Source organism: Bradyrhizobium tropiciagri (assembly GCF_001189845.1).
GTDB lineage: Bacteria > Pseudomonadota > Alphaproteobacteria > Rhizobiales > Xanthobacteraceae > Bradyrhizobium > Bradyrhizobium tropiciagri.
In genome coordinates, this window is sequence record NZ_LFLZ01000017.1 from 1 (window position 1) to 22,681 (window position 22,681).

At 62.4% G+C, this 22,681-nt stretch carries 24 protein-coding genes, 2 tRNA genes and 1 pseudogene; 12 read left to right on the forward strand and 15 right to left on the reverse strand.

Translation table 11 applies throughout. The annotated features are described in order from the left end of the window. The 3 genes from AKN84_RS15750 to AKN84_RS15760 all read left to right on the forward strand — a co-directional run. Positions 1–881: biotin/lipoyl-containing protein (locus tag AKN84_RS15750; RefSeq protein WP_128970865.1), on the forward strand; the 881-nt coding region annotated here is incomplete at its 5' end. 103 nt (positions 882–984) lie between these two features. Next, positions 985–1,851, forward strand: a complete 867-nt coding sequence (locus tag AKN84_RS15755) for an isocitrate lyase/PEP mutase family protein (RefSeq protein WP_050421612.1) — start codon at positions 985–987, stop codon at positions 1,849–1,851. Beyond that, positions 1,848–2,147: an acylphosphatase gene (locus AKN84_RS15760; RefSeq protein ID WP_050421613.1), complete on the forward strand. Its 300-nt coding sequence runs from the start codon at positions 1,848–1,850 to the stop codon at positions 2,145–2,147. Before AKN84_RS15755 ends, AKN84_RS15760 begins: the two co-directional genes overlap by 4 nt. Here AKN84_RS15760 and AKN84_RS15765 read toward each other — a convergent pair. Next, entirely contained in the window at positions 2,144–2,956 is an 813-nt protein-coding gene (locus tag AKN84_RS15765; RefSeq protein ID WP_050421708.1) for a class I SAM-dependent methyltransferase, read from the reverse strand. The two genes, AKN84_RS15760 and AKN84_RS15765, sit on opposite strands and share 4 nt — an antisense overlap. 176 nt (positions 2,957–3,132) lie before the next feature. On the opposite strand from AKN84_RS15765, the gene AKN84_RS15770 reads away from it, so the two are divergent. Genes AKN84_RS15770 through AKN84_RS15785 form a run of 4 tightly spaced genes read left to right on the forward strand, consistent with a single transcriptional unit; the run spans position 3,133 to position 6,252 of the window. Continuing rightward, entirely contained in the window at positions 3,133–3,690 is a 558-nt protein-coding gene (locus AKN84_RS15770; RefSeq protein ID WP_050421614.1) for a GbsR/MarR family transcriptional regulator, read from the forward strand. Positions 3,691–3,716: 26 nt separating this feature from the next. Further along, positions 3,717–4,382: a DUF4166 domain-containing protein gene (locus tag AKN84_RS15775; protein WP_050421615.1), complete on the forward strand. Its 666-nt coding sequence runs from the start codon at positions 3,717–3,719 to the stop codon at positions 4,380–4,382. Next, the gene (locus tag AKN84_RS15780; RefSeq protein ID WP_050421616.1) at positions 4,379–5,815 is read left to right on the forward strand and encodes a TIGR01777 family oxidoreductase; all 1,437 of its coding nucleotides are present in this window, start codon (positions 4,379–4,381) and stop codon (positions 5,813–5,815) included. The genes AKN84_RS15775 and AKN84_RS15780 overlap by 4 nt, the downstream gene beginning before the upstream one ends. Before the next feature lie 11 nt (positions 5,816–5,826). Next, entirely contained in the window at positions 5,827–6,252 is a 426-nt protein-coding gene (locus tag AKN84_RS15785; protein ID WP_050421617.1) for a hypothetical protein, read from the forward strand. On the opposite strand, the gene AKN84_RS15790 is transcribed toward AKN84_RS15785, so the two are convergent. After that, positions 6,249–7,106 (reverse strand): LysR family transcriptional regulator, encoded by an 858-nt coding sequence (locus AKN84_RS15790; RefSeq protein WP_128970882.1) that lies wholly within the window; start codon positions 7,104–7,106, stop codon positions 6,249–6,251. The two genes, AKN84_RS15785 and AKN84_RS15790, sit on opposite strands and share 4 nt — an antisense overlap. 112 nt (positions 7,107–7,218) lie before the next feature. On the opposite strand from AKN84_RS15790, the gene AKN84_RS15795 reads away from it, so the two are divergent. Continuing rightward, positions 7,219–7,644 carry a tautomerase family protein gene (locus AKN84_RS15795; RefSeq protein WP_050421618.1) on the forward strand — a complete coding sequence of 142 codons (426 nt, stop codon included), beginning with the start codon at positions 7,219–7,221 and terminating at the stop codon, positions 7,642–7,644. 3 nt (positions 7,645–7,647) lie between these two features. Here AKN84_RS15795 and lipB read toward each other — a convergent pair whose 3' ends face one another. Beyond that, positions 7,648–8,376 carry a lipoyl(octanoyl) transferase LipB gene (gene lipB, locus AKN84_RS15800; protein ID WP_050421619.1) on the reverse strand — a complete coding sequence of 243 codons (729 nt, stop codon included), beginning with the start codon at positions 8,374–8,376 and terminating at the stop codon, positions 7,648–7,650. Between the two features lie 60 nt (positions 8,377–8,436). Between lipB and AKN84_RS15805 the strand changes: the two genes are divergently transcribed. Then, positions 8,437–8,682, forward strand: coding sequence for a FliM/FliN family flagellar motor switch protein (locus AKN84_RS15805; RefSeq protein WP_021080574.1), 246 nt, complete (start codon positions 8,437–8,439; stop codon positions 8,680–8,682). Positions 8,683–8,774: 92 nt separating this feature from the next. Further along, positions 8,775–8,859: transfer RNA gene (locus AKN84_RS15810), tRNA-Leu, on the forward strand. Between the two features lie 23 nt (positions 8,860–8,882). Here the strand turns inward: AKN84_RS15810 and AKN84_RS15815 are convergent. Next, positions 8,883–10,337, reverse strand: a complete 1,455-nt coding sequence (locus tag AKN84_RS15815; RefSeq protein ID WP_050421620.1) for a tyrosine-type recombinase/integrase — start codon at positions 10,335–10,337, stop codon at positions 8,883–8,885. A gap of 119 nt (positions 10,338–10,456) precedes the next feature. Beyond that, on the reverse strand, positions 10,457–10,678 hold the full coding sequence (locus AKN84_RS15820; RefSeq protein ID WP_128970867.1) for a hypothetical protein: 222 nt from the start codon (positions 10,676–10,678) through the stop codon (positions 10,457–10,459). A 292-nt stretch (positions 10,679–10,970) separates the two neighbouring features. Here AKN84_RS15820 and AKN84_RS47375 point away from each other — a divergent pair. Further along, a tRNA-Glu gene (locus AKN84_RS47375) sits at positions 10,971–11,039 on the forward strand. Between the two features lie 393 nt (positions 11,040–11,432). Next, the gene (locus AKN84_RS50700) at positions 11,433–11,615 is read left to right on the forward strand and encodes a helix-turn-helix domain-containing protein (protein ID WP_430649909.1); all 183 of its coding nucleotides are present in this window, start codon (positions 11,433–11,435) and stop codon (positions 11,613–11,615) included. An 839-nt stretch (positions 11,616–12,454) separates the two neighbouring features. Here the strand turns inward: AKN84_RS50700 and AKN84_RS15825 are convergent. The 10 genes and pseudogenes from AKN84_RS15825 to AKN84_RS15870 form a co-directional block, all read right to left on the reverse strand. After that, on the reverse strand, positions 12,455–12,712 hold the full coding sequence (locus tag AKN84_RS15825; RefSeq protein ID WP_244485166.1) for an FAD-dependent oxidoreductase: 258 nt from the start codon (positions 12,710–12,712) through the stop codon (positions 12,455–12,457). Positions 12,713–13,006: 294 nt separating this feature from the next. Next, complete coding sequence (locus AKN84_RS15830) at positions 13,007–14,539, reverse strand: CoA transferase (RefSeq protein ID WP_050421623.1); 1,533 nt, start codon at positions 14,537–14,539, stop codon at positions 13,007–13,009. A gap of 50 nt (positions 14,540–14,589) precedes the next feature. Further along, positions 14,590–15,564 (reverse strand): 3-hydroxyacyl-CoA dehydrogenase NAD-binding domain-containing protein, encoded by a 975-nt coding sequence (locus tag AKN84_RS15835; RefSeq protein WP_050421624.1) that lies wholly within the window; start codon positions 15,562–15,564, stop codon positions 14,590–14,592. A gap of 23 nt (positions 15,565–15,587) precedes the next feature. After that, positions 15,588–16,502, reverse strand: a complete 915-nt coding sequence (locus AKN84_RS15840; RefSeq protein ID WP_050421625.1) for a 3-hydroxyacyl-CoA dehydrogenase — start codon at positions 16,500–16,502, stop codon at positions 15,588–15,590. A gap of 627 nt (positions 16,503–17,129) precedes the next feature. After that, positions 17,130–17,258 (reverse strand): annotated as a pseudogene (locus AKN84_RS45525) (5-aminolevulinate synthase); the annotation flags it as partial. A gap of 299 nt (positions 17,259–17,557) precedes the next feature. Further along, positions 17,558–18,601 (reverse strand): tetratricopeptide repeat protein, encoded by a 1,044-nt coding sequence (locus AKN84_RS15850; protein WP_050421627.1) that lies wholly within the window; start codon positions 18,599–18,601, stop codon positions 17,558–17,560. Then, positions 18,598–19,722 carry a DUF4331 family protein gene (locus AKN84_RS15855; RefSeq protein WP_050421628.1) on the reverse strand — a complete coding sequence of 375 codons (1,125 nt, stop codon included), beginning with the start codon at positions 19,720–19,722 and terminating at the stop codon, positions 18,598–18,600. The genes AKN84_RS15850 and AKN84_RS15855 overlap by 4 nt, the downstream gene beginning before the upstream one ends. A 228-nt stretch (positions 19,723–19,950) precedes the next feature. Beyond that, on the reverse strand, positions 19,951–20,466 hold the full coding sequence (locus tag AKN84_RS15860) for a hypothetical protein (protein WP_050421629.1): 516 nt from the start codon (positions 20,464–20,466) through the stop codon (positions 19,951–19,953). Between the two features lie 102 nt (positions 20,467–20,568). Next, positions 20,569–20,892 carry an NIPSNAP family protein gene (locus AKN84_RS15865; protein ID WP_050421630.1) on the reverse strand — a complete coding sequence of 108 codons (324 nt, stop codon included), beginning with the start codon at positions 20,890–20,892 and terminating at the stop codon, positions 20,569–20,571. Positions 20,893–20,978: 86 nt separating this feature from the next. Continuing rightward, positions 20,979–22,358: a Dyp-type peroxidase gene (locus AKN84_RS15870; RefSeq protein WP_050421631.1), complete on the reverse strand. Its 1,380-nt coding sequence runs from the start codon at positions 22,356–22,358 to the stop codon at positions 20,979–20,981. Positions 22,359–22,681 lie beyond the last annotated feature (323 nt).

A 22,681-nucleotide genomic window follows, 5' to 3' on the forward strand; every position in this document is an offset into this window, starting at 1 on the left:
AGGGCGGCGAGATCTCGATCCATTACGATCCGATGATCGCCAAGCTCGTCACCCATGCCCCGTCGCGCGCCGCGGCGATCGAGGCGCAGGCGACCGCGCTCGACGCCTTCTATGTCGACGGCATCAGGCACAACATTCCGTTCCTGTCGGCGCTGATGAACCATCCGCGCTGGCGCGAGGGCCGGCTGTCGACCGGCTTCATCGCCGAAGAATTCCCCAAGGGATTTTCCGCACGCGCACCTGAAGGCGAGATCGCGCGGCGGCTGGCGGCAGTCGGCGCCGCCATCGACCACGTGCTGGGCGAGCGCAAGCGGCAGATCTCCGGCCAGATGGGCGGCCGCGTCGTGCTGCGCGAGCGCCGCCGCGCGGTGTGGCTCGATCGCGCCGAGATCGCGCTCGATGTCGCGCGCGAGGCCGACGCCATCGCGGTGCGCTTCGTCGGCGACGACGGATTGCCCGGCAATCCGCACAATCTGATGTCGAGCTGGGTGCCGGGCGAGCCGGTCTGGCAGGGCACCATCGACGGCAATTTTGTCGCCGTGCAGGTGCGGGCGATCAACAACGGCTTCCGCCTCGCGCATCAGGGCTTTGAGGTCCCGGTCTATGTTTTCACCGAGACCGAGGCGACCTCGGCGCAGCTGATGCCGGTGGTCTCGGCCGCCGACACCGGCAAGAAGTTGCTGTGCCCGATGCCCGGCCTCGTGGTGTCGATCGCGGTGACCGAGGGCCAGGAGGTCAAGGCCGGCGAGACCTTGGCGGTCGTGGAAGCCATGAAGATGCAGAACGTGCTGCGCGCCGAGCGTGACGGCACGGTCAAGAAGATCCACGCCGCCGCCGGCGCTACGCTCGCGGTCGATGCGTTGATCCTGGAGTTCGCATAAACTCGTCATTGCGAGCGCAGCGAAGCAATCCATCTTGCGGCTGAGAAGGCATGGATTGCTTCGTCGCTGCGCTCCTCGCAATGTCGAATGAGGAGTCTCTGCCATGGCCTTCCGCAAACGCCGCGAAGCCCTGCGATTCATTCTCGATGGATCAGGCTGCGTTCGTCCGGGCTCGGTCTATGACGCGACCTCGATCCGGATTGCGGAAGATCTCGGCTTCGAGCTCGGCATGTTCGGCGGCTCGGTGGCCTCGCTCGCCGTGCTCGGCGATCCCGACATTGCGCTGATCACGCTGACTGAATTCGCCGAGCAGATACGCCGCATGTCGCGGGCATCGCCTCTGCCGGTGCTTGTCGACGCTGACCACGGCTACGGCAACGCGCTCAATGTCCGCCGCACCGTCCAGGAAGTGGAGGCCGCAGGTGCCGCCGGCCTCACCATCGAGGACACGCTGCTGCCGCAGGCGTTCGGCCAGGCCAAGACACAGCTGATCTCGCTCGAGGAGGGCGTCGGCAAGATGAAGGCCGCGCTCGACGGTCGCAACGATCCGTCGCTCGTGATCCTCGGCCGCACCGGCGCCGTCTCGATCACTGATCTTGACGATGCGATCTTACGCGCGCGGGCCTATCAGGCGGTCGGCGTCGATGGCCTGTTCTTCACCGGCATCAAGTCGCGCGGTGAGCTCGAGGCGATTTCGGCCGCGACCTCGCTGCCGATCGTGCTCGGCGGCGCGCCGGAGGAGATGACCGCGCTGGACTATCTGGCAAGCCAACGCGTCAGGATCGCGTTGCAGGGCCACGCGCCATTCGCGGCCGCAACCCAGGCGGTCTACGAGACGCTGAAGGCGCTGCGCGATGGCGCCTCGCCGAAGAACCTCAAGGGTATCGCTTCTTCCGAACTCACCAGCCGCGTGATGCGCGAGGCCGAGACCAAGGCGCGCAGCGGCGAATTTCTCGGCTTGAAGAAGTGAGCGGCGTGATCCGCCACGTCACGATCACTGGACGCGTCCAGGGCGTCGGCTATCGCGCTTGGGTTCACGAAAACGCCAACGCGCGCGGCCTCGAAGGCTGGGTCCGCAACCGCCGTGATGGCAGCGTCGAGGCCGTGTTCGCCGGCTCCGAAGACATCGTTGCCGACATGATCAAAGCGTGCGGCCGCGGACCGATCTCGGCGCGCGTCGGCAGCGTACAGGCAGACGCCGGCACATCAGACCTTTTGAATCTGCGCGGGGCAGGCGAGCGGTTCGCGTTTCTGCCGACGGTCTAAGCGGCCGAGATCACCAGCGCCTGAATCTTGCCGTCGAGAGGACCGTTGCCGAAGCGTTGCGCCAGCGCCTCAGCCACGCGCTGCGTTGCAGCCTCGAGCGTCGGTTGGCCCTGCGCCTCGATCTCGCCGCGCATCGGTGTGCCCTGGCAATAGGCGATGGCGACATCCTCTGGCGACGCGGCGGGACTGCGAAGGGTGACCGACTCGACGGCAATGTCGCGAAAGCCTGCAGCGGTCAGGTCGGCGCGAATGCGCGCCGGATCATGGTAACCGTGCGGCGTCCGCACCATGAATTGCGGCGTGTTGGTTGGAAACGCCTGGAACATCGTTTGCTGCATGACGTCGGCGAAGTCGTTCTCCTCGATCCTGTCCCAGACGTTGAAGAAGTACCGTCCGCCGGGCCTGATCACACGCCGCGCTTCGGCGTAACCCTTGACGCGGTCGGGGAAGAACATGGCGCCGAACTGGCAGGCGACAATGTCGAAGCTCGCTTCGGCAAACGGCAGTGACAGCGCGTCGGCCTGCTGCCATCGAATGTTTGGCTTGCCTGCGAGGCGCGTCTTCGCTTGCGCCAGCATCGGCTCGTTGAGATCGGTCGCGGTGATGTTTGTATCGGGCAATTCCGCAGCCAGGACTGACGTGACGGCCCCGGTGCCGGCTGCGATTTCCAGCAGGTCACGCGGCCGATGGCCCTTGATGCGCTGCGCGAGGTCACGGGCGTACGGCGCAAAGATCATTGGCACCATCAGCCGGTCGTAGAGTTGCGGGACCGATCCCGCGAATACCTTGTCGGAAAGGGGAGCCGTCATCACGCGTTCCTTTGCAAAAAGCGGATGGCCGTCGTGCGCCATCGCGGGCAGAAGCCGCGTCCGAAGTATGGACCAGGGATCCGCTCCGGCCAACGCCGCGAATTGGGCCTGGCGCCAATTCCCCGGCACCGGACGCGGCCCTTGACTTCTGCTCCGAACAGTCTGATATTTCTGTCATGACAGAAATAACCGCCAAGAGAAAACTTCCGGCCGTCGTCGAGCGCTTCATCCTGCATTGGGGCGACATGGGCGACGAGTGGGGCGTCAACCGCTCGGTCAGCCAGATCCACGGGCTGCTCTACCTCGCCGAAGCGCCGATGACCGCGGAAGACATCGCCGACACGCTCGGCATGGCGCGCTCCAACGTCTCCAACTCGATCAAGGAGCTGTTGTCCTGGGGATTGATCCGACGGGTGCCGATCCTCGGCGACCGCCGTGACCACTTCGAGGCCGAGACCGACATCTGGGAGGTCGCCGCCAAGATCGCGGCCGGACGCAAGGAGCGCGAGATCGATCCCGCGCTCGCGGCGCTGCGCGCCTGCGTCTCCGACGCGGCCGACGATCCGGCCATCAGCCCGCTCGCCAGCAAGCGGCTGAAGGAGATGCTGACATTCACCGAGCTGGTCGACCGCTGGTACACGCAGATGCTGAACGTGCCGCGGCCGCGCCTGGTCGCGCTGATCAAGCTCGGCGAGAAGATCGTGAGTTTTCTGCCCACAGGCAGAGCCAAATAGGGGCCACGGCGTAACGGGAGTGTGCGATGGCGTCAGCAAGGATATCCACCTTTAAGACAGCACCGGCTTCCGATACCAAACTGCTCGACGATCATCGCTTCCGCGCATTGCTGTCCGACGAGGATTGGGGCCGCCTGCCGGTTGCGATCTGGCGGCGCTTCTCGAAGCGGTTCGAGGACGGCAACACCGTCGTCTATGTCGGCGAGGTCGAGGAGGCCGCGAGCAGCCGCGCCGGCTGGTGGCTGGCACAGGCCGCATGGCTGATCGGCGGGCCGCTTCCGACCGGCAGCGAGACCGGCGTGCCGATGATCGTCACGGTCACCGAGGACGCCGCGAGTGGCGGCCAGATCTGGACCCGGATTTGCTCGCGGCGCGACGGCTTTCCGCAGGTGATCCATTCCGCGAAGCGTTTTGCCGGGCCGACTGGGCTTGAGGAATATGTCGGCTTCGGCGTCAGCATGGCGCTCAAGATCGCGGTCGAGCACGAGGCGCTGGTGTTTCGCAGCGTCGACTATTCGCTGCGGCTTGGTCCGTTCCGCCTGTCGCTGCCCGAATGGCTCACGCCCGGCGACCTCACCGTGACCCATTCCGATCTCGGCTGCGGCGATTTCCGCTTCACGCTGGAGATCATCCACCCCCGTTTAGGTCGGCTGATCCGTCAGTCTGCCGTGTTCAGGGAGACCTCGTCATGACGCCGCTGCTGTGGACCCTGGTCGCCATCCAGATCGCGATGGGCGCATTCGACACCTTCTATCACCACGAATTCACCGAGCGGCTGGCCTGGCGTCCGTCGCAGCGCCATGAGCTTCAGCTGCACAGCGTGCGGAACATGCTCTATGCGCTGTTGTTCCTCGTGCTCGGCTGGCTGGAGGTCCACGGTATTCTTGCGATCGCCATCTTGGCCGTGTTGGTGGTTGAGGTCGTCATCACGCTGATGGATTTCGTCGAGGAGGATCTGAGCCGAAAGCTGCCGCCGAGCGAGCGGATCAACCATACGCTGCTGGCGATCAACTACGGCGCCATCCTTGTGCTGCTGGTGCCGGTCCTGATCGGCTGGGCGATGCTGCCGACCGCTATCGTGCCGGCTTATGCGGGCCTCCTCAGCCTGTTCGCAACGGCGGCGGCGTTCGGCGCCGCACTGTTCGGCGCGCGCGACTTTGCCGCGGCGAGCCGCCTCGGACGGATGGCAAGCCGGCCCGCTTCGACGCTGGTCGAGAAATTGCCGCCGCGGCAGACCGTGCTGGTCACCGGCGCGACCGGCTTCATCGGCAGCCGTCTGGTCGCAAGCCTCACAGCATCAGGTCACCAGGTGATTGCGCTGATCCGCAATCCGGCGAAGACCGAGATGCTGCCGCCGCCGGTGACGCTGATCACCAGCCTCGACCAGTTGCCCGCCGAGACCAGGATCGACGCCATTGTCAATCTCGCCGGCGAGCCGATCGGCAACGGTCTGTGGACCGAGGCCAAGCGCCGCAGGATCATCGCCTCGCGCGTCGACATGACAGCTGATGTCGTCAAGCTGATCGCGCACCTCGAGCGCAAGCCGTCGGTACTCGTGAGCGGCTCCGCAACCGGCTGGTACGGGCTCTGGCAGGATCAGGTGCTGACGGAGTCGGCGAAGTCCCATGCCTGCTTCAGCCACGAACTGTGCGAGGCCTGGGAGAATGCGGCCAAGCCCGCCGCCGAGCATGGCGTGCGCGTCGCGTATTTGCGGATCGGTCTCGTGGTCGGCACCGATGGTGGCTTCATCACGCGGATGCTGACGCCGTTCGAGTTCGGTCTCGGCGGGCCGCTCGGCTCGGGCAAGCAGTGGATGTCGTGGATCGAGCGCGACGATCTGGTGCGCCTGATCGCGCATGTGATCGCAAGGCCCGAACTGTCCGGCCCTGTCAACGCGACCGCGCCGATCCCGGTCACCAACACGAAATTCACCGAGGAACTTGGACGCCGCTTGCACCGGCCAGCGATCTTCCGCGTGCCGGCCGCGCTGCTCCGTGCCATCGGCGGCGATTTCGCCGAGGAGCTGCTGCTTGGCGGCCAGCGTGTGCTGCCGAACAAGGCGCTGAGCAACGGTTTTGTCTTTCGCCACGAAACCCTGCGCAGCGCGTTCGAGGCGATCCTGTAGAGGAGGCGTATATGTCCAGCTCTTGTTGTCGTGCATTCGGTGGCTGGCTCGCGGGCTGCGGCGCCGCGACTGCGGTTCTCGCGAGCGTTATCCAGACCTTCCTGATGATTGCATCCGGTGGCGACATCGCGCGGCTCGCAGGAACCACCGTCGCCCTTCTGCCGTTCTCGTTCCTGACCTTCGTCGCTGTCTGTTTTCTAACCGCAATTCCGGCCCTGATAGTCATTTGGCTCGCCGAACTGCTTCATGCACAATCCGTCGTGTTCTTCGGCTGTGCCGGCGCCGCGGTCGGCGCATTGTGCATCAGCCTGCTGGCGCCGTCTGGCGCGATCTGGATGGCCGGCTTGGGGGAGCTGTTCGTCGTCGCCGGGTTCGTCGCGGGCGTGACCTACTGGGCCATTACGAGAGAGGATTTCGGTTACTCACGCTCACGCTAAGCCGCCGCGGCCACGCTCCGAAACGTCGCTGCCAGCGCCCGCAACGCCGCGAGCTTGGTCGGATCGCCGACCTTGGAATGCAGCATCACCTTTGATGCGCCGAGCCGCGGCAGCTTGTGCGTGGGGCCGATATCGATCAGTCCAGGTGGCGCGATGCGGCGGGCGAGGGGCGCGACCGCAAGCCCTGCGAGCGCCGCTGCGACCACCGCGGTGACGCCGCCGCCGACGAAGCTTTCGGTCCAGGCGATGCCGGTCTTGTCGAGCGCGCGAACGGCCAGTGCTCGCACGCCGCACGGCGGCGCGAGCGTTGCCAGCGGCAAGGCGTCGCCGCGCGGCCAGACGAAGCGTTTGGCGGCGAACCAGCCGAATTCATCCTCGGTCAGTTTCTCACCGCCACGCCGGCTGCCTTCCTGGCGCACGATCACCGCGTCGAGCTCGCCGGCATCGTAGGCATCGAGCATCTCGCGCGAGAAGCCGATGGTCACCGAGAGCGCAAGTTGCGAGGCCATCGCGTGCAGCCGTTCCAGCAGCGGCACCAGCTCGGGACCGGCGGCGTGATCGCTGATCCCGAGCGTGAGCTGCTGCCGCGCCGGTCGCTCGGCAGACAGTGCGCGATCATGCACCTCGATCAGCGCACGGGCGTGATGCAGGAAGGCGGCGCCGTCGGCGGTCAGCCGCACCGCGCGCGGCGAGCGCTCGACCAGCCGCTTGCCGAGCACCGTTTCGAGCCGCTGCAATTTCATGCTGATCGCCGCCTGCGTGGTGCCGAGCGCCTCGGCGGCGCGGGTGAAGCCCCGCAGCTCGGCGACGAGGAGGAAGGCCTGCACGGTGTCAATGTCGAGTGTTGTCATGATCAACATTCGTTATCATTGCTATCCATATAGATAAGCTACCAAGATGATGCGAAAAGGTCTAGCCAGACGAGGCGCGATTGACCTGCGCCAACCGAATTCAAGGAGACCGATCATGCCGCTCATCACCGTCACCTACGCGACCTCGCGCCAGTCGCCGTCGCTGAAGTCCGAGATCGCCGCCGCGGTGTCGGAGTTGACCGCAGGGATTCTGCACAAGGACCCCAAGGTCACCGCCGTTATCGTCAAGTCCGCCGATGCCGCCGACTGGTTCGCCGGCGGCAAGTCGCTTGCCGAGCAGGGGCTCGCAAGTTACTGGCTCGACGTCCATGTCAGCGAAGGCACCAACACCAAGGACGAGAAGGCGGCCTATCTCGCGGCGCTGTTCAAGCGGATGGGCGAACTGCTCGGGCCGCTCCACACCGAGAGCTACGCCCATGTCGACGAGGTGAAGGGCGATGCCTACGGCTTCGGCGGCCTGACCCAGGAGCGCCGCTACATCGCCGGCAAGCTCGAGGTCGCGCCGCAGAAGGCGGCGTGACCGTTACAGGGTCGCTTCCGGCAGGCGTGCTGCGGTGTCGCCGAACACCTCGGAAAAGGCCTGCCGGAGCGCGATGTCGACATCGGCCATCGTGACCGGCAGTCCGAGATCGACCAGCGAGGTGACGCCGTAGCGCGGATCGACCACGCCGCAGGGCACGATCGCCTGGAAGTGGGAGAGGTCGGGCTCGACATTGATCGCGATGCCGTGAAACGAGACCCAGCGGCGCAGGCGCACGCCGATCGCGGCGATCTTGTCCTCAAAGCCGGGGCCCTTGTCGGGGCGTTTCACCCAGACCCCGACGCGATCCTCGCGACGCTCGCCGCGGACGTTGAAGGCCGCCAGCGTGCGGATGATCCATTCCTCCAGCGAGGCAACATAGGCGCGCACATCCGGCCGGCGCCGCTTCAGGTCGAGCATCACATAGGCCACCCGCTGGCCCGGCCCGTGATAGGTGACCTGGCCGCCGCGGCCGCTCTGGAAGGTCGGAAAGCGGGGGGCGAGCAGGTCGTCGGACTTGCCGCTGGTGCCGGAGGTGTAGAGCGGCGGGTGCTCCAGCAGCCAGACCAGCTCAGGCGCCGATCCGTCGGCGATCGCCGCCACGCGGGCGTCCATCGCGGTGAGGGAATCGGGGTAGGGCACGGGGCCGTCCGAGATCCGCCATTCGACCGCTGCGCCGCCCGAAGGGCGCGCAAAGGTCGTCAAATCGAGGCTTTGGCGGTCGTTAACCATTAGCTAACCCTAACGTGGTCAGGTGAACCCACAATTTAGTTCCCGTCCGGCGGTTCAGAAGTGCCCACGCTCGATAAAGTCAGCGTCGATCTCATGGTGGTTCTCGGTACCACCACCATGCCGATTCACCAGGTCATGCGGCTCTCCCGCGGCGCCATCATCGAACTGGATGCCACCGAGGCCGACGAGGTCAAGATCCTCGCCAACAACCTGCCGGTGGCCAGCGGCGTCGTCCTGGTCGACCGCAACCGGATTGCGGTCGAGGTCAAGCAGATGCTGCCGAAATCTCCCGGGGTTCGCAGTTAATTCGCGCATTAATCGCCTTGTCCCTGCATCCGTGATTTGTTACATGGCCCCCTCGATGCGGCGGCGCCTTAGGGTTCCATCCGACATCCTTAGCGCTCGTGGCGGAATTGGTAGACGCGCTGCCTTGAGGTGGCAGTGGGTAACACCGTGGGGGTTCGAGTCCCTCCGAGCGCACCATAAACCCACATTTCATATTGAAATTATTGAGCTTTTTTCCGGATGTTACCCGGGAAAGTTACCACTCCGTTCTTGCGTGTTGTTCGCGTACCGTTCGCGTCCAGGCGACCGTCGCCTGACTGGCTCTGATCGAACGTGACGATCTTCTCCATGCCGCTGATTCCGAGCCTCTCCCGATTCGCCTGAGCGATGTAGTGGGCGGGCATTTTGGGGTCGGTCCAGCCGAACATGGCCATCATCTGGCTCTCGGTGCAGTCCGCATAGGCCGCCACTTCGGCGCGGGCCTTGCGCACGCCATGGCAGCTCTTCTTCGGCTCATTGACACCGGCCAGGACGGCATATTTCTTGAATTTGCCAGCCCACGCCTTCTTGTTCATCGGAAGGACCCGGCCGCGCACGAGCTTGCCGGTGAAAACCTCGGCGCCGATGATGTTGGCCGCGCGAGCAGCCCTCAGGCTCTCTGCGAATTCCGGATGGACGGGTACCGTCACGGTCGTATTGCCCCGACTTTTCTCGGTGGCAATCTGGACAGCCATCCTCCGCACGATCTGCCGCAGGTGGGGCGGCCCGAAACGGTGGGCATCTCCAAGCCGCAGGAACGTGTAGTGGAGGATGTCGAACATCAGCCGTGCTTCGGTACCGAGCGGCCACTTCGCCCGATACTGGGCCATGTCATCCTCGGTCCAGGGCAAAAAGCCGCCAGTCTCGCGGCTCGCTTTTGCCTTGCCGGACTTTAGCCCGATGGTCGGATCGTCGTCCTCGTCGAGATGCTTCTCGTCGATCATCCAGCGGACCATGCCCCGAAGCGCCGACAGCAAATTGCCCGCCTGCGATGGGGTGCGCGCCTTCATCTCCGCTTTGATGACCTTGCGCGTGAGCACCGCAAACGGCTTCTCGCCATTTTCCGGCAGGATTGACTCGATCAGTCCGGTGCGCTGAAGCCGGGTCGATTCCGCCAGGCCCTCATGACCGACACTCAGATCGCCAAGCCAGTGATCACTTTGCTTGTAACCGTTCCAGTACCAGCGCAACGTTCCAGGGCGAGCTGGTGTGTTCGATAGAGCAGGGCGCTCTTCGTTGCGCTGCTTCTGTGCGTTGATGTAGTCGCCCTCGTTGCCGTACAGCGCGATCTGGCCGGCAACCGCCGCATCGACCTCGTCGTCGAACTCCGATGTGCCGTATTCAGCCTTGATCCGGATCTTCGGCAGCTTGTTAAGCAATTGCACGTAGTACCGGACTTGACCACGTTGGCTGACGTCGACGTACAGATAGCGGCGTTCCGGCTGGTCCGGTGTCGCAATCCTTTTGACGCGACGCATGCGCAAAACTCCCCCCAACGCTGCAACGCCTGCTTCATAGGCGGCGTCGAAGGCTGTCGTTCCGTATTCCTCGCAAATCCCGATCCTGCGACCTTTGCGACTGACCTTCACATACCAGCGCAGGGAGCCGGACTCGGAATAGTTGAAGTAGAGGTACATCCGTCGATCCCCGGGCGCGCGGGGGTCGCGTCTTTCCGTCCCAAGCATTGGCGTCTCCGTGGACCAATGCTTGGAGTCTAGCGATGCAGTGACTCCGCATCAATTCTATAAGGAGCGTTTCACCCGCTTTCGGAGCGTTTCAGGTAACGCTGCAATGCCTCCGATGGTGTCCATGCCTCGTCGCTGCCGCTTGTCGGATCGATCGGCGCAGGGCTTGCCGTTAGCGTGATCTGAATAGTGCCCTCGGCATCAACCGTGACTGCGCTCGCGCCGGCTTCCTTGGCAGCGCGGATCGCGCGAGCGAGGTCCGCTTGCGTAACCTTTGCCGGGCGCCGCGGCATGACCTTTCTCCTATGCTTGATATTCATCCCATTCCAGCTGCGCGCTTTCCCGTCACGACACCGATCATTCCGAGTGCGACCACGGCGCGTTTAGCATTTGCCTCTGCATCAGTGACCGCGAAATCGAGGAGGAATGGACGGGAGCGAACGCCCCGTTGAGTCATTCAATCACAGTGCCCAGTAGTCACTCTACTGAAGCGAGGTAAAGCTTGGAGTATTGTGAGATAGTCGAAAGAGCCAAAAATCATCGTGAGCTAGCGAAGGCGAAGAAGAGGAGAGCGATCATCTTCTCTTGATCGACTTAGACAGGAGGGGCCCTCTCAAGGCTGAAACAGGGGTTCGATTCCCCTAGGGAGCGCCAGCAATCTCAGACACTTAGGTTGCTATCAGCCGCATTCGTTGGTTAAGACGCTGGTGGACAGCGGCGATCGCTTGCGGAATTTGCTGCCGCCATTTGCAGACTCATGAGCAGACTAACCTTGTCGCGAAGCCTCTCACTGCGGCTGAAGCATTCGCGAAAAAATTCCTCGTCGCACTTGGGTATCCAGAGATATTCAAACCGTCGCTGACGTGCGCTGTCGTACGCCAGCGCCCTCGGACGTGCGCATTGACGTTGCTCATTGCACAGCCAACTCTCGTGTCAAGCTTTGTGCGAATAGGAGGGCAGCACGTGAGATACAATCGACGAGAGAAAATTGGCGGACAACCTTCACAAGTCAGTCTATCCGATCCGAAAGCCGCAGAGCCGAGCACGATGCCATTCGCCCAACGGATCACCTGCACGATTGACGATGCATGCGAAGTGACCGGCTTGGGACGCACGAAGCTTTACGAGTTGATAGCAGCTCGGCGTATCGCCACGACAACGATCGGACGTCGGCGACTAGTAGTGGTGCGCTCGCTTCTGGCGCTCCTCGACACCAATATGTCGAACTAATGGACGTGCGACTTAGGGGAGCAACCCCACCTTGAACACGCTTTTCCTCAGGCGCTCATTTTGGTGACACGACCGGGCTCACTTAGCCGGTCGAGCTCGTCCGTCCGCTACTGCATCATCCGCACGCGCTCCTGCCAGAATTCGGCGGCATGGTTGTAGGCGCCTCAGATTTCATTCGCCTCCTGTTGCGCAAATTGACGTTCGGTCGCATTCCCTGGTCACTTGCCGCTTTCGTTCGGGAGCGTTGACGCGGTGCGGCGCTTGCTCGCTTCCTAAGCAAGGCATTCGGGGACCCCTTCGAGGACGCGGAGCAACGGTGCCACGCGGCCTGAAGAACTGGTGGCGGCCGGCGTACGCCTTCCGATCTAGGCCATTGGCCGAGCTGGTGACTTCCGACTGACGCGCGCCGCGGAATGACTCTGTAGCAGAACGCGCGTCGGATCGAGCGCACGCCAGCTGACAGCGTCCATCCAAGGGATGAGCGCAGGCCGCGGCTTGGGGCGAGCGCGTGCTCAGTCCGGCGTCGTCGGTGGTGGCTAGTCCCTCTGCCGTCTCCGGAACGGGCGTCCGTTAACAATCGGGTAGTCGAACGCGGTCGTCGACATCGCGGTGGATCTCCCGGTCAAGCATCCGGAAACACCGCGGGAGAAGCGCCGCGCGATGCGAGCTTCCGAGTGCCAACTAATTGATCATGGGTTTCCGTCCTTATGTAAGATGATCGCTCAAGAAAGCGCACGCGACAATCGGCTACCCGTGCTGATCGCTGACTGGATGCTGGCATCGGCGGTTTTGCGATGAAACCACCGTAGTGGCAGAGGGCGTCTACCGCTAAGTTCGTGTCATGCCGTGCCTTCGGGCGCAGCGATCTCCGCTGGTGAGAGGACCGCCGTCGGCACCTGGTAGAGCCGCGGCTGAAAGACATGGTGGTTGCGGTGGTCGATCAGGACGACATCGACATCTGCGTGCCGCAGCGGGCGTGCCGCGGCGATTAGGGCAAGGCCGGCGCCGATGATGACGGCACGCTTTCGTTCCCGGTGGGGAGCCTCAACAACGGCAGTTGCCTGGTCAGGTCGAGTCTCGTCCAACATCGCACTCATAGTGTACCTCATTTGCGTTCTTTGGCATGGGCGGCTTCAGAACGCCTCTGTCGGCAGCGACGCGCTCTACGCTCCATCGACTCGCATTTCGCTAGGGCAACCAGACGCACCAGAGAGCAGCCAATCTGCAATATGCGGGCCTATCCAGTTGCGTAGCCGCACCAGTCCGTTGTGGCTTCAACATGGTTCTGAACACCGCGAAGCACAGTGCTCCCATGACGAACGTGACCAAGGTCAAGACGTCCTTCATGGGAGGCTCCGATGCATGTCCTGCTTCGCGGGACCGCTATGGACTCAAAGGTTCAGCCATTCGGGTTTGCTGGAGCCGCGCGGCACGAGCACCGTCCTGAAGGATCCAGGAGTCTTCGAAAGGATACCTTGGTCGGTCATGCCCTGATATGTGCCCAGCGGGGTCTCCGCGGTGAACAGATCCGGAGCAATGTTCGCGTGCTCGTCGGAAGATCCGGCCATCGCCTTGGCGTACTCCTTGTCGAAGATGCCGAGCGACAGCAGCCACAGCACGGTCCTGGTCAGCGAAACGGTGACCCGGTAACTGCCGCCCTCGACAGCACGTCGGCGCAGTGCTGCGAGAACCCCGATTGTCCCCAGCCAGCCCACGACATTGTCGGCAATGGGGATGATAGGCGGCGATTTGGGATGTGCGAGCGAGCCTTCTGTGGTGAACACGCCCGTTACGGCTGCACCGATTTCGTCGAATCCGGGACGATTCTTCCACGGACCTTTGTTGCCGTGGAGCAGGACCTGAGCATGAATCAAGCCAGGCTTCTTGGCGCAGAGCGCTTCTGCATCGAGACCGTTTCGTTCGAGATAGCCCGGACGCCTGTTGGCAAAGAAGACGTCAGCGTCCTTCAGGAGCTCATCGAATTTCGCGCGACCTTCCTTGGAGTTGTCCAGGATGGTTTGACGCATCCCAACCTGGACGTCCAGGACAAACGCGTCGTGCTCGGGATCCTCCGGACGCCAGACGTTGAGAACATCGGCTCCATAGCAAGCTAGGTCTCTGCCGATACAGGCCCCGGCAATCACGTGGCCCATGCCGAAGGCGCGAATGCCGTCCAACGGGCTCTTTGCGTCCTTCTTGAAGGGGATTGGGTCGCTCTCCCCAATCTTCTCCACAGAGATCAATGGCATTCTGGAGAGCACCTCGGTGTACTGGGGCTCCCTGCGAAACTCCTCGAACGTGCGCACCTTAGCGAGGACGATCCCGGCCTCGGCTGCCGCGTCCTCCAGTTCATCGGCGCGCCATTGGAGGATGGCGTTGTTCAGGGACTCGGGGCTCGCGCTACACCGAAGGAAGTTCAGAGCCCTGGCTTCGCCTTTGGGATAAATGTTCAAAGCGATGACGTGGCGTCCGTCGCGCGTTTCACGAAACAAGGGCAGCTCGAAGAACGGGTTCGTGCCCTCAACGAAGAGCAACGGGGGGCGTCCATTGATGGTCTCCCACTTCAGATCGCAGAAGCCGGCGAACCGCCGCAGCGCCTTGCGGACATCCACCGCGATATCCTGTCCCTCGCCACTCCGGTCTCGCCATAAGGCGGAGATTGCCACCGCCTTGGCGGCCGAACCGACCGCGGCCAGGGTGCCAAACCGATGGGGGCTCGGTATGATCGGATCCCGGCCGTAGAAGCTGAGTTTGCCGCCGCTGTCCGCGGTCGCTAGTCCCACATCCTTCAGGACGTCATTGACCGCGCCGTGAAAGTCGAAATCCGAGTTGGTCACCGGATTGGCGAGCTTCGATACAATCGTCTCGGTGAGCCGATCCGGCTTGAGCTCTTCTGCAGCTTGGATGGTCGTCGCGATGTTCATGTCTAAATTCCTTCTCGTTTGGAGGAGTGTTAGTTGCTTGCGGCGCGTCGCTACTCAGCGGCGACTTCGCGCGGAACGGCCTTGTCCGACCGCTTGGTGCGCAGTTCGATGAGACCGAGCAGGATCTCGTCGCGTTCGGCCTCCAGCTCCGCGACGGAGCGCGATCCGACCTCCGCGTGGACGCTATCGATGAGCTTCTTTTGCACTTCTGGCGTCAGCACCGGTGAGCCGAGGGTCTTCCACCACGCCGTCATCGGACCAGAGAACTGCTGGAAGAAGTGCTCGATGCCGCCCGGACCGCCGCCGAGGTGATTGAGCGTCATGTTGCCCATCACGCCCCAGCGCAGGCCCGGTCCCCAGGAGAGAGCGGTGTCGACGTCGGCGGCGCTCACCACGCCCTCGGCGACGAGGTGGTAGACCTCGCGCGCCAATGCGGACTGCAGCCGGTTGGCGACATGGCCGGGCATCTCCTTGTTGACGCGCACCGTTTTCTGCCCGATCGACGTGTAAAATTCCGCCGCGCGCCGGATTGTCGCTTCCGAGGTCTTGGCTCCGCCGACGATCTCGACCAGCGGGATCAGGTGCGGGGGATTGAAAGGATGGCCGATCACGCAGCGCTCGGGATGCACTGCTGCTCCCTTCTGGATTTCGCTCATGGTCAGCCCGGACGAGCTCGATGCGATGATCGCATCGGGTGGCAGCAGTTCATCGAGCTGCCCGTAGAGTTTCTGCTTGAAATCAATCCGCTCGGGTCCGTTCTCCTGGACGAGGTCGACGCCGGCAACCGCTTGCGCGAGATCTGCCGTGAACGTAAGGTTCGACTGCGACGCTCCCGCTGACAGGCCTAATCGCTTGAGCGCGGGCCAGGCCGTCTCAACGAACTTCCGGAGCGAAGCCTCTGCGTTCGGCGCAATGTCGGTTGCGACCACTTGCAGTCCCTTGGCGAGAAACAGCGAGGTCCAGCTCGCACCGATGACGCCGGTGCCGATGATGGCAATGCGGCGAATGGGCTTATTCTTCGACATGATTTGATTCTCCTGCTCGATTTTCAGACTTCGGCGTAGGCAATGCCGGTGAGGTTGCCCTGGGCGCAGAGGAAGTTGCGCTCGTTCTTGCCGTCGAGATCGGCGGAATAGACCGAGCCGGCGAAGTCGGTGACGAACATCCGGTTGCCGGGAACATCGAGGGAGAGGCCGATGCCCTCCATCAAATGCGTAATCAGGATCTCCGGCTCTGCTTTCTTCTCGATCGGCGCGCGATTGACGGTGTTGCCGCGCGGAGGATCGCCGCGGTCGGTCCAGTAGAGGACACGGTTCGCCAGATCGAGCTCGAGGTCGATCGGTTCGGGCAGATGATCGAACAGCACCTCGATGTCGGTGCGGTTCGCCGGGGTCTCGCCTTTCGGGATTTCGATGTTGGCGCGGAAGATGCGGCCGAGGTTACCGTTGTCAGGACCCTTTTGCGTCCAGTAGATGTGCCGCCGTTTGGGATCGACGGTGATTCCGACGCACCACCGGGTTTGATCTTTCCGGTCCTTGTCGCCGCGGCCGGTCTCGACCAGCGTTTCGACCTGTGAGCCGTCGAGATTCGCACGCATCACGCGCATGCCCTCACGGTCGCACCAATAGAGCTTGCCGTTCTCCTTATCGAGGTGGAGCTGTTTCGGTGTGTAGGTGACGCCTTGTGGAACGATGACCTTCCGGTTCTTGCCGTCGAGGTCGGCGCGCTCGATCGAACCGTCGTCGAGGTTGGGGATACCCATGTTGGTCCAATAGATGTGACCAGCCTCGTGATCCACGGCGATGCCGTCGGGAAAGCGGCAATCGGTGACGATAGTCTTGCGGTGGGAGCCATCGGGATTCATCGAGTGGATGCGGTCCCCGCTTAGTTCGAGAACAAATAACTTGCCGGAGCTGGTGGCGCCCGATGAGGAATTCGATTTGGCTGTTTCAACTACCGTCATGGTCTTTCCTTCGGTGTCTGAGTTGCCGCGCTTCGCATTGCCTCGGCTCCTCTGTTTGACCCACGTGCGTCATCGTTGCGAGTAAAGGTCAGCGAATCGCGCCGAATTGCCGCTAACCAGAAGGCAAGGTTCCGCACATGCCGGATCAGGCAACATCAACGGGCGGCTGGTATTTCTCAGGCGATCGGGTATGATTTCTGCAGCCGCAGAGAGGCCGCGCACATCGCGCACGTAAAGCTTGGCTGGCCAAGCGCATTGTAGAAAAACCGCTGCGCGTAACCGGCCCACAAGCGTTCCTTGTCAGTGACGAACACCTGGCGAATCGGCATGCGGCTAATGGCGCGGACAATTGCCGGAGCTGGGAGAGACGCTGCCAAGCCAAACAGAACGTTTCGCCGCGATAGCGGAAAAGAAGATCGACTATCGGAGGTTAGGATCGGGATGCGGCCCTTTATGGTTCGCCGAGGGCTGGTACTACTTGGATTGCCATCGAAATGACCCCATCCCACGATTTGTGGAGAGCACCTTGCCGCAGCGGGTAGGTTGGTGGAGGTACCGGCCTTCGTCTTGATGTCCTGTTCGCAGGTGGGGCCTACCTTTGAATCGTTCAAGGGCTGGATCTGACCATTACTCGGCCGCCAGCGACTTCGTGCACAACGACAGGCCGAGCCCGTCCCAGACCTGAAGCAAGGCTTCGGCGAGCCCGTCGATCAGGTCGTCATCGTGATAGGGCGAGGGCGCGATGCGCAGTCGCTCGGGGAGGGAAGGATCGGCCGCCGCGCGCCACGGCCAAGGGACGGGGGAGGTCCGGCGCCGAGCAGTCGCGAAGCTGTCTGTCTTCGCGAAGTAACTGGTATCCGACACGCAACGTCGGCGCGAGTGAAGCAGTGCGAATCTCGCCAAATCGTAGCGAAGGCAAATGCATCGATCATGCTCGCTATCGGGCTCCAAAGTTGTGGTCGTTGATTTCTTCGATCCAAAGAACCCCCAAATCTTTCGAGGTCGGCAAGGACCGCGCATAGGCGTGCAGCTTGCTCGGCAGCGTCTCGCTTGCTCTAAGTTCCTCTGCCATCAGTAGCCTCAAGTGCCTGGGCAAGGAGCTCGTGGGCACGTGGTGTTTTGCGAATTCGCAAATTGAGCTCCGCGAGACGGAGTGCCCGCTGAGGGTCATCTCCCGCGCCCAGCCAGAATTCCGCCGCATGATCCGCGAACGCCGCTGGGTGATCTTTGATCAATGCGTCGTAACGGCTCGCTGCTAACCGGCGCCAGCCGAGGCACTCATCGTTCCGTCCCATTTCGCCAAGGATGCGCGCCAATTGCGCCGCGTAATCGGGATCATCGGCAGAGATCGCCAACGGATTTAGCCGGGCAATCGCGGCCTCAGGCTCACCCAGGGCAGCCTCGACCTCCGCCAAGTGTCCTTGCGCAGCAGCATAAGCCGGGACGCGATGTATCGCGGTCTCGAAGCAGGTGCGCGCCTGGTCCAGCCTCTCCAGCCTCATCCACATCACGCCTAGCTGGAAATCGAGCAACGCTATTGGAAACGGAGAGATACCGCGGTAGCTGCCGAGACTTTGGAGGTAGAGCCGCTCTGCCGTGACGGTCTCACCTCGCTCGGCCCAAAAGCCAGCCAAGGCCGCAACGTCCTGGAAGCGTCCGGTCCGATCGGCGGCATTCCCATATGTCAACAACGCTTCGTCGTAGCGGCCCAGCGCCAGCAGAACCGTGGCGCGCTCCTGCTTCGCGGCACCGTCGTCCGGCGAAAGACGTTCGGCTTGATCGAGGTCGTCAAGCGCTTCGGTGAAGCGATGGAATACCGAGCGAGTCCGTCCGCGCGTCACATAGGCCACTGAGTCAGTGGCTGCGACATCGACCAATCGATCGGCCAACTGCGCGGCCCGCTCATAATTGCTGATGCGTCCCAGGATGAGCCCTTGAAGCATGAGCAAGTCGATCAGGCTGGCCGCTTCCGCGAGGCTGTCACAGCCCTCGAGGCCTTCGATCTGGGCCTGCAGGTTGAGCACGGCGATGGATCCGCCCGTCAGCACGAGCGGCTCAAGGCGAAACTCCGGCGCGAATGTTTCCGACAAGTCCGTCATGCTGCGGCACCCTTTGGCACATTGCGTGGCGCGAGATACGGAAATGTCTTGGACGAAAACGCAATCGGCCCGTCGACGCCATCGTTGACGGGCGGGCCATTCCCACCGTTGACGTACAGCGTAAACACGTAATCCATGATGTCCTCGTTGAGCCATCGCCCGCCCGGCGTAGTATGCGGGCGGCCTGCGAGCATCGCACGCTCGATTTCGAAATAGCTGATCTCGGCGAACGGCTTGGAGGCATCGACGACCAGGAAATCCGCCAGGAGCAGTTTCGTCAAAGGATGGTTGGCGTGCTTATCGAACGGCCAATCGATCTTGCCATCGAGCCCGTCGTAGAACGCGAGATTCGCATTCATACGCACCCGGTAGGCATCGAAGTAATCGTGCTTCACGTCGAAGGCATCCTCGCTGTTGTAGAGATCGCGGATTTCGAGGTCTTTGTTGACCTGATCGAACATCTTCCAGCTCAAGGTTACATTCTTGATTTCAGGACGACCGACCCGCTCGATGCGAACCGGCCGCTTGCCGGCCGCGAGCGTTTCGCACACGATCGCAAACAGCGGACCGCCTTCCAGCACCATGGGCCATTCAATCTTGAGCACGATCGCGAGAATGTTGGTGCCAAAGAGAGTGTCGGACCCCTTTGGTTTGAACGACAGCTTGCCGGTCGCCGCCGTCTTTTCGATCATCCGCACGTCGAGAAAGAAGGGATCGGAGCGCTGGCCCGCGAATACCTGAACGCCCTCGCCGGCGCCGCCATTCTCGTCGTCGCAGACAAACGAGATCATGCCGCCACTCGGCGTGAGACACCGGCCGAGCTGGACTGGTCGTCCTGCGGTGGCTGGACCGCTCGGCACGTCGAACGTGCAGTCGAAGATGACCTCGCTTTTGCCCGCCGCGAATGCCGCCTCGCGGCCGGTCGCTGCTATGTCGATCGATCGTATTCGAAAGCGATAAATGACCGCATCGGAAAAGACCGCCGACGGTCCGGACTTGCCAAATACGTCCATGACCACGACGAGATGCCGTGGGTCCTTCGGATCTGGAAAAGCAAACACATCCGATATGTCGGCAGCCGGATCAGTGAGTGAACGAGGGCCTGAGAAGTGGTCGGACATGTCAATGATCCTTTGAACCAGGCTCGGAGCAGCAGCCTGCTCGGCGCCCTCGCGCGTCGCCCGGGCATGAAGCAGCAGTCATGAGAAACACGCGGCGGTCACACGACCAGCGTCGTGTTACGGGCCACGAAGACTTTGATATTCCTGGTCGCCGAGATGCCGACCGGTCACATCCTGCCGCAGCAGTGGCTCGTTGAACGCGACCGGGAGGCATCGGGACGGAGACCGTCAAGTTGCGGCGTCGAAAAGCTCGGCGACCGCTCCACTCAAGCGCTGCATCTTCGCCACATCCCTGACCGTGACATCCGGGTTGCGAACAAAGAATAGGTCGCATTCAAAAGCGAAGCTGAGGAGCTCCTCAACCGATTTGCGGTCGTTGGTACCCTTGAACCCGTCCCACACCCCCAGAAAGATCTGGTCGAGCCAGGGAGCCGCCTCGTTCAAGATGTCTGCGACATAGGGCTTGAAGTCGCCATCGAAGACGATGGTAAAGAGGATGCGGGTATCGTCGTCGATTAGCGTCACCCGAAAGTCGTGAACTGTGCCAACGCGCGTTTCCCAATAGGCGGCTTCAGCCTGGATTTGCGGCAGACGTTCGCGGAACAGTTTTGCTCCGCCGGGGGCAACCTTACCGATGCCGGAGATCTCCCCCTTTTTCCCGATGCGCTTGCCCGGCCCGTCTGGCTGACGGGTCATGTGCTGCGCCATTGCTGTACGTTCGTTCTCGATCACTTTCGTGGCCATGTGGGTCTCCTGATGGCTGGATTGCTGCTCAATTGGTTAAGTGTGCGCCGAAGTTGCGAGCAGGTGATGCTCCGGCGGTGTTCGCTCGAGCGATGACCGAACTCACCGTTTGATTGGTGCGAAACTCGCCGGCACCATCAGGCTGTTGCGCTGGTCGACCAGATAGCCGGCCTCGTCGGCAAGCTTCAGGTAATTCAGCCACTCGGGGTCGGCCATCATAGCGGCGCGTCGGCGGGCACGATCGGCCACATCCTCGAACGCCCAGAGATGCAACATCGTGTTGAGGTCGCCACTTTCCGCGTGCAAATACGCGAGTGGCGCCCCGAGATGATGAATTTGCGCCGCTAAGCCGTGCTTGGCGTAGAGATCAAGGTCCTGGGGGAGTTTTCCCGGTTTGACCCGATATGTGCGGACGTCGACAATCACGGCGATTCTCCTTAATCTTGGGTAGTTTCTAGCTTTGAGTTAGTTGGCGTCTTGCTGAAGATCGAGTGATGGGCTGGCTAAGCTTGCTAATGACTCGCGGTCTGCTCAGCATCCTCACCCAGGCCGGCGAGCCATCGCAGCGCGCGTAGCCCAGGCATGAAACAATATTCGCCGCCGCGGACGGCAACGAAGCGCGGCAACCCGTGCAAGCGACGTCGAACCGGTACCTTCGGGATCGTGAAAACTCCGTCGCCCTCGTTGTTGCCAATGAGGGGATCCTGCTCGGTCCCATGGCTGATGAAATTGCCATCAGCGACCCACTGTGACTGCACGAACTCGAATTGCTGCCGCTGGTGTGCGCCGATCAGGAGAAACACGCCGCCGCGCTCGGCGCCGTCATCTTCCAGAACTCCTTCCGGCAGCGGCGGTCCATAATTGGTGCCACGACGTATGAATCGGTGACTGTCGACGTCGACGATGTCGTCTTTCAGGGCATCGCGCGGATTGACACGGCGAACGTGTGCGCTGAACGGGCACTTCAGGCCCTTCCTGTCGTCAGCGTAGCTGAAATCGTTATTGCCCTTCGCATCGGCGCCGAGCGCAGGGTCGTCGCGATCGGGCGCTAGCACCAAGGGGGCACCGCTGCGCCATCTGCCGACCATTTTGGCGGCGAGCAGCTCTTCTTCCTCCGATGACGACGCCTGTTCGCGCAGGTATCTACGAAACGCTGCGACATCCATGTGGAACTTACGAAGGGCCACGAAAGTGCCGTTTTGCCGCAATTCTGCGGGGATCGGAGCTTGCGCCGTCTCGCCGAGTTGGTCCGGATAGCCCATGACGAACTCGCCCGCTTTTATCGGCGCGTCGCTCCCGCCATGCGCGGCCGGCGCGCTTCCCTCGATCTGGGGATTGTGCAATCCGTCCTTGAAGCCGAATGGATTGCGCCCTTCCGGCAATTCACCGAAAGGCATGCGATAGACGACCGATATCTGCGCTAGGTCGTGATGCGTCCTGCGCGCGAGCTCCAGGACCCGCTGCAGGTCCTGCTCGTTTTGCGCATAAATCGCCAAGGCGATGTGCGCGTCCGTCGTGCCGAACGGATATTCCCAATTCGCCGGTGCATTGCCACCGACGTCATGCAGGATCGCGGCGCGCGCCGCCATGCCCTGTTTAAATTCGATCGGGAAACTGTCCAGTGATGCCTGCGGCAACTCCAGCGCCTTGAGACCCTCGAAGGTGAATGCAATTCCCAACCAGCCGGCCAAGGATGGCACCCACCACTCGTCGGCGGGCGCGACGTGAGGGATCATTCGGCGCAACATCTCACGTCCCTGCGCCGCATCGTCGATGCGAAGGATCACATACTGCCCAAGGTAGGGGGATGGACGCGGCCGAAGCACAGTGGCCTGAATGTCGCTGACTTCGAGCGTAGGGACGTGAGTCGTTAGCGTGGTGGTATCCGCCATGGATATCTCGTGTGCGGCTGTTGAGCAGCCGCCACAATCTCAAAACACGGCCGTTTCACAAGTTAAGCATTCGGAATTTTGGCGAAGGCTATGGCACGCCCGCGTTGCTCTTGGCGCGGCTCCCGGACCGCGAAGGGCGCGCTTCGCAGTAATTTGGTGTTCGTCGGCATTCTTCATTCACGCGGACACCACCGATTGCAGTAGTCAAAGTCGTCGCCACAACGGTCCAGTCGGGTGATCCGATGAAACGAGTCATCACGCTTTTGTCCGCATTCAGCGCACCGGCAGAGGCACATGAATCATTCGTGTCACATGTACATCCG

Excerpts from the sequence above, each read along its gene's own strand:
- AKN84_RS15795 (WP_050421618.1), top strand. The coding sequence starts at position 7,219 with ATGCCGCTCATCACCGTCACCTACGCGACCTCGCGCCAGTCGCCGTCG.
- AKN84_RS15840 (WP_050421625.1), bottom strand. The coding sequence starts at position 16,502 with ATGACGGTAGTTGAAACAGCCAAATCGAATTCCTCATCGGGCGCCACC.
- AKN84_RS15770 (WP_050421614.1), top strand. The coding sequence starts at position 3,133 with ATGACAGAAATAACCGCCAAGAGAAAACTTCCGGCCGTCGTCGAGCGC.
- AKN84_RS15775 (WP_050421615.1), top strand. The coding sequence starts at position 3,717 with ATGGCGTCAGCAAGGATATCCACCTTTAAGACAGCACCGGCTTCCGAT.
- AKN84_RS15820 (WP_128970867.1), bottom strand. The coding sequence starts at position 10,678 with ATGCCGCGGCGCCCGGCAAAGGTTACGCAAGCGGACCTCGCTCGCGCG.
- AKN84_RS15835 (WP_050421624.1), bottom strand. The coding sequence starts at position 15,564 with ATGTCGAAGAATAAGCCCATTCGCCGCATTGCCATCATCGGCACCGGC.
- AKN84_RS15830 (WP_050421623.1), bottom strand. The coding sequence starts at position 14,539 with ATGAACATCGCGACGACCATCCAAGCTGCAGAAGAGCTCAAGCCGGAT.
- AKN84_RS15780 (WP_050421616.1), top strand. The coding sequence starts at position 4,379 with ATGACGCCGCTGCTGTGGACCCTGGTCGCCATCCAGATCGCGATGGGC.
- AKN84_RS15765 (WP_050421708.1), bottom strand. The coding sequence starts at position 2,956 with ATGACGGCTCCCCTTTCCGACAAGGTATTCGCGGGATCGGTCCCGCAA.
- AKN84_RS15870 (WP_050421631.1), bottom strand. The coding sequence starts at position 22,358 with ATGGCGGATACCACCACGCTAACGACTCACGTCCCTACGCTCGAAGTC.
- AKN84_RS15860 (WP_050421629.1), bottom strand. The coding sequence starts at position 20,466 with ATGGCCACGAAAGTGATCGAGAACGAACGTACAGCAATGGCGCAGCAC.
- AKN84_RS15850 (WP_050421627.1), bottom strand. The coding sequence starts at position 18,601 with ATGACGGACTTGTCGGAAACATTCGCGCCGGAGTTTCGCCTTGAGCCG.
- AKN84_RS15825 (WP_244485166.1), bottom strand. The coding sequence starts at position 12,712 with ATGAGTGCGATGTTGGACGAGACTCGACCTGACCAGGCAACTGCCGTT.
- lipB (WP_050421619.1), bottom strand. The coding sequence starts at position 8,376 with ATGGTTAACGACCGCCAAAGCCTCGATTTGACGACCTTTGCGCGCCCT.
- AKN84_RS15785 (WP_050421617.1), top strand. The coding sequence starts at position 5,827 with ATGTCCAGCTCTTGTTGTCGTGCATTCGGTGGCTGGCTCGCGGGCTGC.
- AKN84_RS50700 (WP_430649909.1), top strand. The coding sequence starts at position 11,433 with ATGCCATTCGCCCAACGGATCACCTGCACGATTGACGATGCATGCGAA.
- AKN84_RS15855 (WP_050421628.1), bottom strand. The coding sequence starts at position 19,722 with ATGTCCGACCACTTCTCAGGCCCTCGTTCACTCACTGATCCGGCTGCC.
- AKN84_RS15755 (WP_050421612.1), top strand. The coding sequence starts at position 985 with ATGGCCTTCCGCAAACGCCGCGAAGCCCTGCGATTCATTCTCGATGGA.
- AKN84_RS15815 (WP_050421620.1), bottom strand. The coding sequence starts at position 10,337 with ATGTACCTCTACTTCAACTATTCCGAGTCCGGCTCCCTGCGCTGGTAT.